The organism is Leclercia adecarboxylata (assembly GCF_006874705.1).
GTDB lineage: Bacteria > Pseudomonadota > Gammaproteobacteria > Enterobacterales > Enterobacteriaceae > Enterobacter > Enterobacter adecarboxylatus_C.
Window position 1 is genome coordinate 2,847,022 of record NZ_CP035382.1, and the last position, 15,490, is coordinate 2,862,511.

The window sequence follows — 15,490 nt, forward strand, 5'->3', positions numbered from 1 at the left end:
GGCAGTCGGTCAGGACTTACTCAGCAGCTCTGATTTTTCCATGCACTTATTCATGGCTTCAATGACGGCGGCACGGAAGCCGCGCTCCTCCAGCACCCGCACTGCTTCAATAGTGGTGCCGCCCGGGGAGCAGACCATATCTTTCAGCTCGCCCGGATGTTTACCGGTTTCGAGCACCATTTTGGCTGAGCCCATCACCGCCTGCGCGGCAAATTTATAGGCCTGCGCGCGCGGCATCCCGCCGAGAACGGCCGCATCGGCCATCGCTTCGATAAACATAAATACGTAGGCGGGTGCCGACCCGCTGACCCCGACCACCGGGTGGATCATCGCCTCGGCAATCACCTCGGCTTCCCCGAAACAGCGGAAAATGTTGATCACATCGGCCACCTCTTCGGCGGTCACCAGCGCGTTAGGGGTGATGGAGGTCATGCCCGCATTGACCAGCGACGGCGTGTTAGGCATGGCGCGAACGATTTTACGATCATGTCCCAGCGCGCGCGCCAGCTGATCGAGGGTGACGCCTGCGGCGATGGAGACCACCAGCGTCTCTTTATTCAGGCTGGAGGTGATATCGCTCAGGACTTTCACCATCATGTTCGGCTTCACTGCCCCGAAGACGATATCGGCTACCTGCGCCACTTCCTGAGCGCTTTGCGCGGCGTTGATCCCGTACTGGTCGTGCAGGGCGGCGACTTTGTCCGGCGAGGGGGTATAGACCCAAATCTGGCCAGGCAGGACCTGACCGCTGGCAATCAGACCGCCGAGAATGGCTTTGCCCATATTACCGCAGCCGATAAAACCGATTTTCTTCTCCATCACGTCTCCCTCTTAAACTTTGTTATGATTGTGGAACTTTAGCCTATCAGGTTTTATTACGCAGCATTATATGCCGGAGAGAGAAGATGGCGATTTGGGTGGATGCCGATGCGTGTCCGAATGTCATTAAAGAGATCCTGTTTCGTGCCGCCGAGCGCGTCCAGATGCCGATGACGCTGGTGGCGAATCAGACCCTGCGCGTGCCGCCGTCCCGCTTTATTCGCACCCTGCGGGTACCGGCCGGTTTTGACGTGGCCGATAACGAAATCGTGCGTCTGTGCAGCGCCGACGACCTGGTGATCACCGCCGATATCCCGCTGGCGGCAGAAGTGCTGGAGAAAGGGGCGGCGGCACTGAACCCGCGCGGGGAACGTTACTCCCCGGCCACCATTCGCGAAAAGCTGACGATGCGCGATTTTATGGATACCTTGCGTGCCAGCGGCGTGCAGACCGGCGGGCCGGACAGTTTATCCCCGCGCGACAGGCAGCTGTTTGCCGCCGAGCTCGATAAATGGCTGCTGGAAGTGAAGCGCCGCCAGGGTTAATCATCACCATGACATATGATTTGACCAGGATTACCCTGTTCCGGGGTTGTCAGCGGCGGGTGGCTTCAGGTAAGGTGAGCGCACCATTCAGTGCCATTATTTCTTTACAGAATCCCCCTTTGTATATCCGGGGTTGACTGGAATGTCATTTTAATACCACATCTGGTGTAATAATATTTTTACGATTAACTTATGTACTAGTTTAATGGTATCATTGCACGCTTTTCGACTTTACCTACCGCATGTGCGCGGCCTCAAAGGGAACTCCTGGTTATGACCCAGCCTATTTTTTTAATTGGCCCCCGCGGCTGTGGAAAAACAACCGTCGGTCTGGAACTGGCTCGTCTGTGCCAGAGCGAATTTGTCGACACCGATCACTGGTTGCAGACCCACGCCGGTCAAAGCATTGCCGAGATCGTTGAGCAGGAAGGGTGGGAGAGTTTCCGCGCCCGCGAAACGGCGACCCTCGAGGCGGTGACGGCGGGTTCCGGCATTATTGCTACCGGCGGCGGCATTATTCTGTCGGCCTGGAACCGGCAGTTTATGCGCGAAAAGGGTACTGTGATTTACCTTAGCGCGCCGGTGCCGGTTCTGGTTGAACGCCTCGAAGCCTTCCCGGAAGAGGGCCAGCGCCCGACCCTGACCGGCAAGCCCATCAGCGAAGAGGTGAGTGCGGTGCTGGCAGAGCGCGACGCCCTCTATCGCGAAGCCGCTCACCACGTCGTCGATGCTTCGCTGCCACCGGCCCAGGTGGTACAAAACATCGTAATCGCACTGCATCTGGCATGCGCCAGCTAACTGATGTCTATACTGATAGTTCAGCCATTAAAAAAAGGATGAACTATGCCAACCAGACCTCCCTATCCGCGTGAAGCCCGTATCGTTGCCGTTGAAAAAGGCGCGACGGGCCAGACTGTCACCTGGTATCAGCTGCGTGCTGACCACCCAAAACCCGATTCGCTGATCAGCGAGCACGAAACGGAGCTCGAAGCGCAGGATGCCAAAGTGCGTTACGAAGACCCGGATAAGGCCTGATCAAAATCTGAAAGCGGAAAAAACCGAACGCTAATCACACTATTTAAAAAGCGATAACCTTAAACGGAGGGTAATGTACAGGTTTTACAGACACATCCTGTCAGGCTCGCGGATCTTTACATTCCGGTACGTTAATCTGCTGCTACGCTTTTCAGCACTTTTTCCTGAACAGCGCACTGTACAGCGAAGCGAGCCTGTCTCTGTGTCACGGTCGGTGGTAGTAAAGAAAGGCGAGAATGATGAAAGCGACGTTGGCGATCCTCACCATTGGGGTAGTCCCGGTAAGCGAAGTGCTCCCGCTCTTAACGGAGCATATCTCTGAACAACAGATCACGCACCACAGTCTGCTCGGTACGCTGAGCAGGGAAGAGGTCATGGAAGACTACGCCCCTGAACCGGGTGAGGCGCTGCTGCCAACCCTGCTCAGCGACGGCGAGCTGGGCAACGTTTCGCTGCCAAAGATCGAACGCGCCCTGCAGAGCGTGATTGAAGTCCTCGATAACCGGGACTATGAGGTGATCCTGTTGATGAGCACGGCGCCTGTCACCGGTCTCGTTGCCCGTAATGCGATCCTGCTTGAGCCGATGCGGATCATCCCGCCGCTGGTGGGATCGATTGTCGACAGCCATCAGGTGGGGGTGATCGTGCCGATCCCCGAACTGCTGGAAAACCAGTCGCATAAGTGGCGTGGGCTGGTGAATACCCCACTGCTCGCCGTGGCCAATCCATTCTGGGACAGCGAAACAAAACTGATCGCCGCCGGGCGCGATCTGCTGGAGCGCGGCGCGGATGTGCTGATGCTCGATTGCCTCGGTTTCCATCAACGTCACCGCGATTTACTGCAAAAAACCCTGGATGTGCCGGTGCTGCTGTCAAACGTGCTGGTCGCCCGGCTGGCCTCGGAATTGCTGGTCTGATGATTTTGCGTGACAGGCATGGAGCGTCACCCCTATATTGGATTCACATCCAATGACAATAAGGACCCGTCCATGCTTCAGAGTAATGAATACTTTTCCGGTAAAGTGAAGTCCATTGGTTTTACCAGCAGCATTACTGGCCGTGCCAGTGTTGGCGTGATGGCGGAAGGGGAGTATGCCTTCGGTACCGCGCAGCCTGAAGAGATGACCGTGGTCAGCGGTTCACTGAAAGTGTTATTGCCGGGGGAAACCGAGTGGAAGGTCTATAACCCGGGCGATGTTTTCAACGTGCCAGGCCACAGCGAATTCCATCTGCAGGTGGCTGAGCCTGCGTCCTATCTGTGTCGTTATCTGTAAAAAAAGAGCCGGGTTAACCCGGCCCCTGTTTCTGGCATAAAGCCTGGCATGAAGCATTAACGCTGTGCTTCGCCGCCTAGCCCTTCCACCACGCTCTGAATCAACGCCGCCAGTTCACCCGTCATCAGAATGAAATCAGCATCAAAACGCTGGGCATAGTCGTCCCGGTCGATATCGTCGTTCTGATCGCGCAGCTCATCGGAGAACTTCAGGCGCTTGATGGAGCCATCGTCACACATCATGAACTGAATACGCTGCTGCCAGTCGAGTGCCAGCTTGGTCACCAGCTTGCCGGCTTCGATATGCACCGCGATCTCGTCGCTGACCAGCTCCTGCTTCTTGGCGCGGATCACGCCGCCGTCTTCAAGGATCGCTTTCAGCTCGGCTTCGTCCAGCAGCTGCAAACCCTGCGGGACGTTGTTGGCCCGCACCCATTCGGTGAGGGTCAGCTCGATCGGGTTTTCCATCGTCAGCGGCACCACCGGCAGTGAACCGAGGCTTTTACGCAGCAATGCCAGCGTATCTTCCGCTTTTTTGGCGCTGGCGCAGTCGACCATAATCAGGCCGTTAACCGTGTCGATCCACATCATTGTCTGGCTGAAGCGGCTAAAGGCACGCGGCAGCAACGAATGCAGAACTTCATCTTTCAGCGAATCTTTTTCCGTTTTTTTCAGCTTACGGCCCTGTTCGGCTTCCAGCTTGAAAATTTTGGCTTCCAGCGCCTGTTTCACTACTGGCGTCGGCAGGATCTTCTCTTCCTTACGCGCGCAGATAATGATTTGACCATTGGTGGTGTGGGTCAGCGCATCGCTCTGTGATCCCATAGGCGGAACCCATCCGGTTTTCGCCATGTCCTGGCTGCCACACGGGGTAAATGCGTAAAGGTCTAACTGTTTTTCCATCTCGTCGGCGCGCAGCTCGATGTCGCGGCTGAGACGGTAAACCATCAAATTTTTGAACCACAGCATGATAATTTCCACGGTCTTGTCGTTTAATTCAGCGGGCATGATAGCGAATTGTCGCATCGCTTGCATTGCTAATCGGGTAGCAGGCTTCTACTCTGTTGATAATCAAAAAAATGAGGAACGTCCTGTGCGAATTGGTATTGATCTCGGCGGCACCAAAACAGAAGTCATTGCCCTGGGCGAGCAGGGGGAACAGCTGTTCCGCCATCGCCTGCCGACCCCGCGCGATGATTACCGGCAGACCATTGAAACCATTGCTAGCCTGGTGGAGAAGGCCGAAAAGGCCACCGGCCAGACGGGCACGGTGGGCATGGGCATTCCAGGTTCGATTTCGCCCTATACCGGGGTGGTGAAAAATGCTAACTCCACCTGGCTTAACGGCCAGCCCTTCGACCGCGATTTAAGCCAGCGCCTGAACCGGGAAGTGCGGCTGGCGAACGACGCCAACTGCCTGGCAGTATCGGAGGCGATCGACGGCGCGGCAGCGGGGGCGCAGACGGTATTCGCGGTAATCATCGGCACCGGCTGTGGGGCAGGCGTGGCCTTTGGTGGCCGGGCCCATATCGGCGGCAACGGCACCGCAGGCGAGTGGGGACATAACCCGCTGCCGTGGATGGATGAGGACGAGCTGAAGTACCGCGCCGAAGTGCCGTGCTACTGCGGAAAACAGGGCTGTATCGAAACCTTTATTTCCGGCACCGGTTTCGCCACCGATTATCGTCGTCTGAGCGGACATCCGCTGAAAGGCAATGAGATCATGCGTCTGGTGGAAGAGCAGGACGCCGTTGCGGAGCTGGCCTTCAGCCGCTACGAAATGCGGCTGGCTAAATCGCTGGCGCACGTAGTGAATATTCTCGATCCGGACGTGATCGTGCTGGGCGGCGGAATGAGCAACGTGGATCGCCTCTATACCACCGTACCGCAGCTGGTGAAGCAGTGGGTGTTTGGCGGTGAATGTGAAACGCCGATCCGCAAAGCGGTACACGGCGACTCCAGCGGCGTGCGCGGCGCCGCCTGGTTATGGCCACACTGATCGTGTGAATGCCGGGCGGCGCTGCGCTTGCCCGGCCTACGAAACGGCAAATTCTTTATCCAGTCTGCTGTACCCTAGCCCGTTAATTTTCTTCACTTTGATCTGTACCGGAATGCGCTCTTTCATCGCCTCGACGTGGCTAATGACGCCGATGGTTTTGCCGCTGGCATTCAGTGCATCCAGGGCATCCAGAGCGGTATCCAGCGTTTCGCTGTCCAGGGTGCCGAAACCCTCATCAAGGAACAGCGAGTCAATCTGCGTTTTGTGGCTCACCAGGTCGGAGAGCGCCAGCGCCAGCGCCAGACTCACGAGGAAACTTTCGCCGCCGGAAAGGGTGCGGGTATCGCGCACGGCATCCGCCTGCCAGGTATCTACCACTTCCAGCTCCAGCGCGTCGCTGGCCTTGCGTTGCAGGAGGTAGCGGCCATGCAGGCGGGTCAGCTGCTGGTTGGCGAGCCACACCAGGTTGTCGAGGGTTAAGCCCTGGGCAAACTTACGGAAGCGATCCCCCTCTTTAGAACCGATCAGCGCGTTGAGATAACCCCAGTCATCCGCCAGCCGGGCTGCGGCCGCAATTTCCTGCATCAGCGCCTGCTGGTGCAGGCGGTTATCGCTGTCCTGCTTGAGCTGCTGGCGGATCTCCCCCTGGCGGGTGGTGTTTTCACGCAGCTTCTGCGCGAGCTGCTGTAGCTGCGCCTGTAAAAGCTGCACGTCTGTCGTCAGGTTGTCCGGGCGATGTTCCAGATGTTCCTTCAGGCGCTGACCGGCCTGCTGAAGCAGCGCCGTGGCCTGCTGGATCTGATTTTCCAGAGTCTGTTTCAGCTGCTCGAGACGGTGAAGGGTCGCATCATCCAGCAGGGCCGCGAGAAACGCCTCGCGATCGCTGAAGACGCTGGCGGCCAGCGCGGCGGCAAACTGTTCCTGGGCGTGTTGCAGGCGTTCACTTTCCAGCCTGAACTGCTGTTGCAGGGTGGCAAGCTGGCTGCGCAGGGAGACGCATTCGGTATGAATTTCGCGCCAGTTTTCCGGAATAACGCTTTCTGCTTCAATGGTCTCCGCCACCGGAAGGGTCTCCAGCAGCGGCGTCAGGGCAGCCATGCGTTCCCGCAGGGCGCTATGCTGGGACTGCAGCGCCTGCCAGTGCTGCGCCTCTTTTTCACGTTCCGCGAGCCAGGCCGGCTCCCCGCCGTCCTCAGGCATCGCCAGCGACAATTCCTGGAGGGATTTCTCCATAGTGGTGCGGGTTGCCGCCAGCTGCTGGAGATAGCTTTGCTCCTGGGCTTCCTCATCTGTTAGCTGGTTTTGCAGCGCCAGGCGCTGGCTAAGCTGGTAAAGCTGCTGCTCGTACTGCTCCTGCTGATTCAGCCAGGGAGCGATATCATCCTGAATATTCAACGTCACCGTCAGGGAAGCGCAAACCTGCTGCCACTCCTCGGTGAGCGCCTGCGCGTCCCGGGCCAGCGTCTGCGCCTCGTCTGTTTCCCGCTGCAGCTGGGTGGTGAGGGCATTCACCTGGCCCAGCAGCAGCAGGCCTTCCTCTTTGAGGGCGGCGACCTCTTTTTCCATCGCGTCCCGGCGGCGCTGGTTTTCCGTGAGCGCTAAGGCCTGGTACTGCGCGATCGCCGGATGTTCGGTGGAGCCACAGAGCAGGCAGGGTTTTCCGGATTCCAGTTCGGCCCGATAGCTCTCCAGCTTCTTGATCTTCTCTTCCTGCTCGCACAGGACTTTCAGATCGAGATAGTGCTGGTTTTTCTCTTTGTACTGCTGGCGGCGCAGCGTCAGCGTTTCGTTGAGTTTTGCCAGCTCGCCCTGCGCCTTTTGCACGCTTTCGTTATTCTGGCTGAGGCGCTTTTGCAGAGGCTGATAGCGGGCATGCAAGGTGGTCAGACGCTGGCGCGCCGCGCGGGCCTGGTTTTGCAGCGCCATTTCGGCGGTGACTTGTTCCGCCGTGAGCGTCAGCCTGTTTTCCGGCAGACCTGCCAGCTTCTGCCGTAATTCCGCAATACGCCGGGTCAGCGTCGCGAGCTGCGTTTTATCGCGATTCAGCTGGGTAAAGTGTGCACGCCAGCCTGCCATCTCCTGACCCCACTGGCGCAAGCGGTCGTGGTCGGCCAGCCACTGCGTCAGGGTGGTGAGCTCGGTCTGCAGCTGTTCCTGCGCACGCAGTGCTCCGTTGCGGATCCGCGCGCGCAGCGCCTCGCTGGACTGTAAGCGAGTATTCACATCCAGCATCTGCTGTTCCGTTTGCGCCAGGCGGATGCTCTGCTCCTGCTGCCGCTCCCACTGCGGACGCAGCAGGGCGGCGGGCTGGGCCAGATGCAGCTTTTCCAGCTCTGGCGTAGCGTCGGCCAGGGCCTGCTGCGCCTGCTGCCGGGCGGCCATCGACCGTTGCTGCTCACGCAACAGCTCATCGTGGCGGGTCAGCCAGTGAAAATCTTTCTGCTGCGCTTCCTGTTGAGCCAGCAGCTGTTGTTCTTCGTCAGTGAGTACCTGCAAACCTTGCTGAAGTTGCAGTTGCTGCTCGTCGCTGAGTAATACCACGCCGGCGGCCTGAGCTTCACGTCTTTCCAGCTCGCTGCGCGCCGCTTTGTGTTTTTCAAATACCATCGCCGAAATCTGGCCGTAAATTTCGGTGCCGGTCAGCTCCTCCAGCAGCTCGGCGCGCTCTTTCGGCCTGGCGTTGAGGAAAGCGGCAAATTGCCCCTGGGAGAGCAGCATCGAGCGGGTAAAGCGGTCATAGTCCAGCCCGGTCAGCGAGGCGACAAGCTCCAGCTTATCTTTCACTTTATCCGCGAGGATTTTGCCGTCCTCGCACTGGGCCAGCTCCACGCGCGGCACCTGGAGATTACCGTCCGGCTGATTGCGCGCCCGGTTCTGACTCCAGAAGGCGCGATAGGCCACCCCTTTCACCTCAAACTCCACCTCCGCCAGACACTCGGCGGTGTCACGGGTCATCAGATCGTTCTGCGATTGCGATACGGTGTTGAGGCGCGGCGTCTCGTGGTAGAGCGCGAGGCAGATGGCATCCAGCAGGGTCGTTTTCCCGGCGCCGGTAGGGCCGGTGATGGCAAACAGGCCGTTGCTGAGGAAGGGCTCGGCGGTAAAATCGATTTTCCATTCGCCCTTGAGCGAGTTGAGGTTTTTCAGGCGCAGGCTGAGAATTTTCATGCGTTATCCTCCTCGTTATCCAGGGCGTGCAGCGCATGGCTGAACAGCTCGTTTAACCGGGTTCGCTGGGCGTCGTCGAGGGTCTCCTGCGCCAGGCGGCGTTCGAACACCTCTTCCACGCGCAGCTCACTGAGGGTTTCACGCAGGCTGTTGGCGAGGAGCTTCTCGCGCAGCTCTCGACTGCGCCGCACCAGCAGCACCTCCACCGGCAGATCTTCCGTCAGGCGCTGAATCTTACGCTGCATGTCGTGCAGGTACTCCTCGGTGGCAATTTCGATATCCAGCCAGACGGGGGGCGTCTGCTCCACGCCGCGCCACTGCTCCAGCTGGGCGGCGATGGCCGCCAGATCGCCCTTCAGCACCGCCAGCGGTTGGGTGATGGGCACCTCCAGAGATTCAACGGCGCTGAGCTTACCCTGGTCAAAACTCACCAGATGCACGCATTTGCTTTTGCCGGTTTCGTCAAAGCTGAGGGGGATAGGGGATCCGCAGTAGCGAATGTGGTCGCAGCCGCCAATCTTCTGGGCGCGGTGGATATGGCCCAGCGCGATATAGTCCGCCGCCGGGAAATGCTGGGCGGGGAAGGCATCCAGCGTCCCGATATAGATGTCACGTACTGCGTCACTTTTACTGGCGCCGACGGTGGTGAGGTGCCCGGTGGCGATAATCGGCAGGACGCTGTCGCCGCGAAGCTGGCAGGCGGCGGTATACTGATCGGCATAATAGTGGGTGATGGCGGCTAACAGCTGCTGCTGTTTCTCCATCCCCGAGAGGCCCGCCTGGCTTTTCATCACGTCGCGAGGACGTAAGAACGGGATCGGACAGAGCACCGCTCCGGGGGTACCGTCGCGTTTGTGCAGAATTTGCGGCCCGTGACCGGCGCTGGCGACCACGGTGGTGTTGAGAAACGCCAGAATCTCACGGGATTCATTCAGCGTGGCCACGGAATCATGATTGCCCGCAACAATCACCAGATGGCAGCCGGTCTTCTGCAGATTGACCACGAAACGGTTATACAGCTCTCGCGCATAGCTGGGCGGCGATCCGGTGTCGAAGATGTCCCCGGCCACGAGGATGGCATCCACCTGGTGAGATTGTGCCATCTCAAGCAGCCAGTTGAGAAACGCTTCATGTTCGGCGGCGCGGCTTTTACTGTAAAAGTTTTGTCCCAGATGCCAGTCCGAGGTGTGAAGTATGCGCATAACAGATCCGTGGCAAAAAAAAGTAAGCGGGATTATAAACATTCAGGGGAAGGAAGATAACCGCTACAATCAGGGCGGCCAGAAAACAACGGCTTGCCTTTATTGGTGGGCAGGTTTTTCATAAATCTGTCATAAATCTGACGCATAATGACGCCGTATTACAAACATGTAACCTAAATAAGACAGGGCTAAGTATGGCGAGACGTATTCTGGTCGTAGAAGATGAAGCACCCATTCGTGAAATGGTCTGTTTCGTGCTCGAACAAAATGGCTTTCAACCGGTGGAAGCCGAAGATTACGACAGCGCGGTGAATCAGCTCAACGAACCCTGGCCCGATCTGATCCTGCTCGACTGGATGTTGCCCGGCGGCTCTGGTCTGCAATTCATCAAACATATCAAACGTGAAGCCTTAACCCGCGATATCCCGGTGATGATGTTGACGGCCCGCGGCGAAGAGGAAGATCGCGTTCGCGGTCTGGAGACCGGGGCGGATGACTACATTACCAAACCTTTCTCCCCGAAAGAGCTGGTGGCGCGTATCAAGGCGGTGATGCGCCGTATTTCACCGATGGCGGTGGAAGAGGTGATTGAGATGCAGGGCCTGAGCCTGGATCCTACTTCGCACCGCGTGATGACCGGTGAAAATCCTCTCGATATGGGACCGACCGAATTCAAACTGCTGCACTTCTTCATGACCCACCCGGAACGCGTCTACAGCCGCGAGCAGTTGCTCAATAATGTCTGGGGCACTAACGTGTATGTTGAAGACCGGACGGTGGATGTGCATATTCGTCGTCTGCGTAAGGCCCTGGAAACCAGCGGTCACGATCGCATGGTACAGACCGTCCGCGGCACGGGTTATCGTTTCTCAACCCGTTTCTGAACAATGACAGGAGTGTGACGCGTGCTGGAACGTCTGTCATGGAAAAGGCTCTGTTTTGAACTGGTCCTTTGCTGTATCCCGGCCCTGATCCTCGGGGCCGTTTTCGGTTATTTACCCTGGTTTTTGCTGACAGCAGTCACGGGATTGCTGATCTGGCACTTCTGGAATCTGCTCCGCCTCTCATGGTGGCTGTGGGTTGACAGAAGTATGACCCCACCGCCAGGCAGCGGCAGCTGGGAACCCCTTCTGTATGGCCTGCACCAGATGCAGATGCGTAATAAAAAACGCCGACGCGAGCTAGGTAGCCTGATCAAACGCTTTCGCAGTGGTGCGGAATCTCTGCCGGATGCGGTGGTGCTCACCACCGAAGAGGGAGCGATGTTCTGGTGTAACGGACTGGCGCAACAGCTGCTGGGCCTGCGCTGGCCTGACGATAATGGACAGAACATCCTCAACCTGCTGCGCTACCCCGAGTTCGCGCAGTATCTGAAGAAACGCGATTTCACCCGCCCGCACAATCTGGTGCTGAACAACGGTCGCCATCTGGAGATCCGCGTCATGCCCTACAGCGACAAACAGTGGCTGATGGTGGCACGCGATGTGACGCAAATGCACCAGCTGGAAGGGGCGCGGCGCAACTTCTTCGCCAACGTCAGCCATGAGTTACGCACCCCGCTGACGGTGTTGCAGGGCTATCTGGAGATGATGCAGGAGCAGACCCTGGAAGGCGCGCCGCGGGAAAAAGCGCTCCAGACCATGCGCGAGCAGACGCAGCGCATGGAGGGGCTGGTGAAGCAGCTGCTGACCCTCTCCCGTATTGAGGCTGCGCCAACCCTGGCGCTCAACGAAACCATCGACGTGCCGATGATGTTGCGGATGTTAGAGCGCGAGGCGCAAACCCTGAGCCAGCAGCAACATCAGCTCACCTTCGAGGTAGATAACAGCCTCAAAGTGCGCGGCAGTACCGATGAGCTGCGCAGCGCCATCTCCAACCTGGTCTATAACGCGGTGAATCACACTCCGGCGGGAACCCACATCACCGTGCGCTGGCAGCATGCGCCCACGGGGGCGGAGTTCAGCGTGGAAGACAATGGCCCGGGTATCGGTCCGGAGCACATTCCCCGTCTTACCGAGCGTTTTTATCGGGTGGATAAAGCCCGTTCTCGCCAGACGGGCGGCAGCGGACTGGGGCTGGCTATCGTGAAGCACGCCATCAATCACCACGACAGCCGTCTCGATATCGTCAGCACGCCGGGCAAAAGTACGCGTTTCAGTTTCGTGATCCCGGAACGTTTGATTGCCAGTAACAGCGCCTGACGCCCCTCCTGTAATCAGATATTGCCACAGGCCAGCGTAAGCTGGCCTGTTTGCTTTGCAGTCAACCGAAGCGCGGGTAAATTTTATACGCCTGATGCTTTTTTGTTCGCATGATTAGCCATGGGTTTTTCTGATAATTGGTGTAATGTTTCAGGTCTTACTTTCAACCTGGCATATTGTTCTGGTTTTGCGATCCCATATTGCCTTTAAACGTTATAAGCGTTTAAATTGCCCTCCTGATATTGTCGGACAGACTGTATTTGCGTGGTAAATCGAAAAAATATTCCTGACCACGGCAGCAGGGGAGCATTTCCCGCTGAAATTGCACATTTTTTCCGCTGTTTTGTTCCGCATGGGATAGCGAAAAATTCAACGTTTTCAACACCACATCCACAGGCAGTAAGGTTTTATGACCCATCAATTGAAATCGCGCGATATCATCGCACTGGGCTTTATGACATTTGCGCTGTTCGTTGGCGCGGGCAACATCATCTTTCCACCAATGGTGGGTCTTCAGGCGGGTGAACACGTCTGGACCGCGGCGATCGGCTTTCTGATCACCGCAGTGGGCCTGCCGGTACTGACCGTCGTGGCGCTGGCGAAAGTAGGCGGCGGCGTCGACAGCCTCAGCGCGCCAATTGGTAAAGTCGCCGGGGTGATGCTGGCCGTGGTCTGCTACCTGGCGATCGGTCCGCTGTTTGCGACCCCGCGTACCGCGACCGTCTCCTTCGAAGTGGGAATTGCCCCGCTGACCGGCGATGGCCCGCTGCCGCTGTTTATCTACAGCCTGGTCTATTTCGCCATCGTGATCCTGGTGTCGCTCTATCCTGGCAAGCTGCTGGATACCGTGGGCAACTTCCTGGCCCCAATGAAGATTCTGGCCCTGTTGGTGCTGGCTGTAGCGGCGATTGTCTGGCCTGCTGGCCCGCTGAGCTCCGCCACCGAAGCCTATCAGAACGCCGCTTTCTCTAACGGTTTCGTGAACGGTTACCTGACCATGGATACGCTGGGCGCAATGGCATTCGGTATCGTGATCGTTAACGCTGCGCGTTCCCGCGGCGTGACCGAAGCGCGTCTGCTGACCCGCTACACCGTCTGGGCTGGCCTGATGGCGGGCGCTGGGCTGGCGCTGCTCTATCTGGCGCTGTTCCGTCTGGGTTCCGACAGCAGCGTGCTGGTTGACCAGGGCGCGAACGGTGCGGCTATTCTGCATGCCTACGTTCAGCACACCTTTGGCGGCGCGGGCAGCATGATGCTGGCTATCCTGATCTTCCTGGCCTGTCTGGTGACGGCGGTTGGCCTGACCTGTGCCTGTGCGGAGTTCTTTGCTCAGTACGTTCCGCTCTCTTACCGTACGCTGGTGTTTATCCTCGGCGGCTTCTCGATGGCGGTGTCGAACCTGGGGCTGAGCCATCTTATTCAGGTCTCTATTCCGGTGCTGACCACCATCTACCCGCCGTGCATCGTGCTGGTGGTGTTGAGCTTCACCCGCGGCTGGTGGAATAATTCCACACGAATTATCGCTCCGGCCATGTTTATCAGTCTGCTTTTTGGTATGCTTGACGGTATTAAGGCATCGGCAATCAGCGCCATGCTGCCCGCCTGGACACAGCGTCTGCCGCTGTCTGAACAGGGTCTGGCGTGGCTGATGCCTACCGTTGTTGCACTGGTACTGGCTATTATCTGGGATCGTGCTGCAGGGCGTCAGGTTACATCGAACGCGCACTAATCAACGGCTGAATGTTAAACCACGGGGCGTAATGCCCCGTGGTTTTTTGTTTTTTTTAGTCTGAATGGCATGACAACAAATGGAAAGCACTAACAAACTCAAGCGTGGATTGAGCGCCCGCCACATCCGCTTTATGGCGCTGGGTTCTGCAATCGGCACCGGTCTTTTTTATGGCTCGGCAGATGCCATCAAAATGGCCGGTCCCAGCGTTCTGCTGGCTTATCTTATCGGCGGTGTTGCCGCCTACATCATCATGCGTGCGCTGGGGGAGATGTCCGTTCATAACCCGTCGGCCAGCTCCTTCTCCCGCTATGCCCAGGAAAACTTAGGCCCGCTCGCCGGCTATATCACCGGCTGGACCTACTGCTTCGAAATCCTGATTGTGGCCATCGCCGACGTGACGGCCTTTGGCATCTATATGGGCGTCTGGTTCCCGACCGTGCCGCACTGGGTCTGGGTACTCAGCGTGGTGCTGATCATCTGCGCCATCAACCTGATGAGCGTGAAGGTGTTTGGCGAGCTGGAGTTCTGGTTCTCCTTCTTTAAAGTCGCCACCATCATCATCATGATTGCTGCCGGTATTGGCATCATCATCTGGGGAATTGGCAACGGCGGACAACCGACCGGGATCCATAATCTGTGGAGCAACGGCGGCTTCTTCAGTAACGGCTGGATAGGCATAGTGATGTCGCTGCAGATGGTGATGTTTGCCTACGGCGGGATCGAAATCATCGGCATTACCGCCGGTGAAGCGAAAGATCCAGAGAAGTCTATTCCGCGCGCCATCAACTCGGTGCCGATGCGTATTCTGGTCTTCTACGTGGGGACGCTGTTCGTGATCATGTCCATCTACCCGTGGAACCAGGTTGGTACTAACGGCAGCCCATTTGTGCTCACCTTCCAGCATCTGGGGATCACCTTTGCCGCCAGCATCCTTAACTTTGTGGTGCTGACCGCCTCGCTCTCCGCCATTAACGCCGATGTCTTTGGCGTGGGGCGTATGCTGCACGGCATGGCAGAGCAGGGCAGCGCGCCGAAGGCCTTCGCCAAAACCTCCAGCCGCGGCACGCCGTGGGTGACGGTGCTGGTGATGACCGTTGCGCTGCTGCTGTCGGTCTATCTGAACTACATCATGCCGGAGAACGTCTTCCTGGTGATTGCCTCCCTGGCGACCTTCGCCACCGTCTGGGTGTGGATCATGATCCTGATGTCGCAGATTGGCTTCCGTCGTCGTCTGTCGCCTGAAGAGGTAAAAGCGCTGAAGTTTAAAGTGCCGGGCGGCGTGGCAAGTACCGTTGGCGGTCTGATCTTCCTGGTCTTTATTATCGGCCTGATTGGTTACCACCCGGAAACCCGCATCTCGCTGTATGTCGGCTTCGCTTGGATTGCCCTGCTGCTGGTGGGCTGGGTATTTAAACGCCGCCGCGAGCGCCAGTTAGCGGAAGTGCAGTAATCAGAATGCCCGGCAAAAGCCGGGCATTTTTCTCCTCCCCCTTCCTCCTCCCCCAATAAACCTCTT

Annotated in this window: 14 protein-coding genes; 10 read left to right on the forward strand and 4 right to left on the reverse strand. The window is 57.9% G+C overall.

The window, feature by feature from the left end:
- Nucleotides 1-9: 9 nt before the first annotated feature.
- Nucleotides 10-819: a pyrroline-5-carboxylate reductase gene (proC, locus tag ES815_RS14500; RefSeq protein ID WP_142488395.1), complete on the reverse strand. Its 810-nt coding sequence runs from the start codon at nt 817-819 to the stop codon at nt 10-12.
- A gap of 86 nt (nt 820-905) precedes the next feature.
- Here proC and ES815_RS14505 point away from each other — a divergent pair, with 86 nt between their 5' ends.
- From ES815_RS14505 to ppnP, 5 genes are all read left to right on the forward strand, one after another.
- Nucleotides 906-1,364 (forward strand): YaiI/YqxD family protein, encoded by a 459-nt coding sequence (locus ES815_RS14505; RefSeq protein ID WP_142488396.1) that lies wholly within the window; start codon nt 906-908, stop codon nt 1,362-1,364.
- Between the two features lie 273 nt (nt 1,365-1,637).
- Nucleotides 1,638-2,162, forward strand: coding sequence for a shikimate kinase AroL (aroL, locus tag ES815_RS14510; protein ID WP_142488397.1), 525 nt, complete (start codon nt 1,638-1,640; stop codon nt 2,160-2,162).
- Between the two features lie 45 nt (nt 2,163-2,207).
- Nucleotides 2,208-2,399: a protein YaiA gene (yaiA, locus tag ES815_RS14515; protein ID WP_142488398.1), complete on the forward strand. Its 192-nt coding sequence runs from the start codon at nt 2,208-2,210 to the stop codon at nt 2,397-2,399.
- Between the two features lie 239 nt (nt 2,400-2,638).
- Nucleotides 2,639-3,316, forward strand: coding sequence for an AroM family protein (locus ES815_RS14520; protein WP_142488399.1), 678 nt, complete (start codon nt 2,639-2,641; stop codon nt 3,314-3,316).
- Nucleotides 3,317-3,388: 72 nt separating this feature from the next.
- Nucleotides 3,389-3,673 (forward strand): pyrimidine/purine nucleoside phosphorylase, encoded by a 285-nt coding sequence (gene ppnP, locus ES815_RS14525; protein ID WP_106992107.1) that lies wholly within the window; start codon nt 3,389-3,391, stop codon nt 3,671-3,673.
- A 56-nt stretch (nt 3,674-3,729) separates the two neighbouring features.
- On the opposite strand, the gene rdgC is transcribed toward ppnP, so the two are convergent.
- Nucleotides 3,730-4,641 (reverse strand): recombination-associated protein RdgC, encoded by a 912-nt coding sequence (gene rdgC, locus ES815_RS14530; RefSeq protein ID WP_142488400.1) that lies wholly within the window; start codon nt 4,639-4,641, stop codon nt 3,730-3,732.
- Nucleotides 4,642-4,765: 124 nt separating this feature from the next.
- On the opposite strand from rdgC, the gene mak reads away from it, so the two are divergent.
- Nucleotides 4,766-5,671, forward strand: a complete 906-nt coding sequence (mak, locus tag ES815_RS14535) for a fructokinase (protein ID WP_185902337.1) — start codon at nt 4,766-4,768, stop codon at nt 5,669-5,671.
- Between the two features lie 36 nt (nt 5,672-5,707).
- On the opposite strand, the gene sbcC is transcribed toward mak, so the two are convergent.
- Nucleotides 5,708-8,839 (reverse strand): exonuclease subunit SbcC, encoded by a 3,132-nt coding sequence (gene sbcC, locus ES815_RS14540; RefSeq protein WP_142488402.1) that lies wholly within the window; start codon nt 8,837-8,839, stop codon nt 5,708-5,710.
- Nucleotides 8,836-10,041 (reverse strand): exonuclease subunit SbcD, encoded by a 1,206-nt coding sequence (gene sbcD / locus ES815_RS14545; RefSeq protein WP_142488403.1) that lies wholly within the window; start codon nt 10,039-10,041, stop codon nt 8,836-8,838. The genes sbcC and sbcD overlap by 4 nt, the downstream gene beginning before the upstream one ends.
- 194 nt (nt 10,042-10,235) lie before the next feature.
- Here sbcD and phoB point away from each other — a divergent pair, with 194 nt between their 5' ends.
- The 4 genes from phoB (at nt 10,236) to proY (ending at nt 15,424) form a co-directional block, all read left to right on the forward strand.
- The gene (gene phoB, locus ES815_RS14550; protein WP_032616792.1) at nt 10,236-10,925 is read left to right on the forward strand and encodes a phosphate response regulator transcription factor PhoB; all 690 of its coding nucleotides are present in this window, start codon (nt 10,236-10,238) and stop codon (nt 10,923-10,925) included.
- 21 nt (nt 10,926-10,946) lie between these two features.
- On the forward strand, nt 10,947-12,242 hold the full coding sequence (gene phoR / locus ES815_RS14555; RefSeq protein ID WP_142488404.1) for a phosphate regulon sensor histidine kinase PhoR: 1,296 nt from the start codon (nt 10,947-10,949) through the stop codon (nt 12,240-12,242).
- A gap of 409 nt (nt 12,243-12,651) precedes the next feature.
- A complete protein-coding gene (gene brnQ, locus ES815_RS14565; RefSeq protein WP_142488406.1) occupies nt 12,652-13,971 on the forward strand; it encodes a branched-chain amino acid transporter carrier protein BrnQ in 1,320 nt (439 codons plus the stop codon).
- 79 nt (nt 13,972-14,050) lie between these two features.
- Nucleotides 14,051-15,424: a proline-specific permease ProY gene (gene proY, locus ES815_RS14570; RefSeq protein ID WP_142488407.1), complete on the forward strand. Its 1,374-nt coding sequence runs from the start codon at nt 14,051-14,053 to the stop codon at nt 15,422-15,424.
- Nucleotides 15,425-15,490 lie beyond the last annotated feature (66 nt).

What these genes read in the sequence shown, in the direction of transcription:
- yaiA (WP_142488398.1), top strand. Translation starts at nt 2,208, where the DNA reads ATGCCAACCAGACCTCCCTATCCGCGTGAAGCCCGTATCGTTGCCGTT.
- ES815_RS14505 (WP_142488396.1), top strand. Translation starts at nt 906, where the DNA reads ATGGCGATTTGGGTGGATGCCGATGCGTGTCCGAATGTCATTAAAGAG.
- aroL (WP_142488397.1), top strand. Translation starts at nt 1,638, where the DNA reads ATGACCCAGCCTATTTTTTTAATTGGCCCCCGCGGCTGTGGAAAAACA.
- proC (WP_142488395.1), bottom strand. Translation starts at nt 819, where the DNA reads ATGGAGAAGAAAATCGGTTTTATCGGCTGCGGTAATATGGGCAAAGCC.
- ppnP (WP_106992107.1), top strand. Translation starts at nt 3,389, where the DNA reads ATGCTTCAGAGTAATGAATACTTTTCCGGTAAAGTGAAGTCCATTGGT.
- sbcD (WP_142488403.1), bottom strand. Translation starts at nt 10,041, where the DNA reads ATGCGCATACTTCACACCTCGGACTGGCATCTGGGACAAAACTTTTAC.
- proY (WP_142488407.1), top strand. Translation starts at nt 14,051, where the DNA reads ATGGAAAGCACTAACAAACTCAAGCGTGGATTGAGCGCCCGCCACATC.
- phoB (WP_032616792.1), top strand. Translation starts at nt 10,236, where the DNA reads ATGGCGAGACGTATTCTGGTCGTAGAAGATGAAGCACCCATTCGTGAA.
- brnQ (WP_142488406.1), top strand. Translation starts at nt 12,652, where the DNA reads ATGACCCATCAATTGAAATCGCGCGATATCATCGCACTGGGCTTTATG.
- sbcC (WP_142488402.1), bottom strand. Translation starts at nt 8,839, where the DNA reads ATGAAAATTCTCAGCCTGCGCCTGAAAAACCTCAACTCGCTCAAGGGC.
- rdgC (WP_142488400.1), bottom strand. Translation starts at nt 4,641, where the DNA reads ATGCTGTGGTTCAAAAATTTGATGGTTTACCGTCTCAGCCGCGACATC.
- ES815_RS14520 (WP_142488399.1), top strand. Translation starts at nt 2,639, where the DNA reads ATGAAAGCGACGTTGGCGATCCTCACCATTGGGGTAGTCCCGGTAAGC.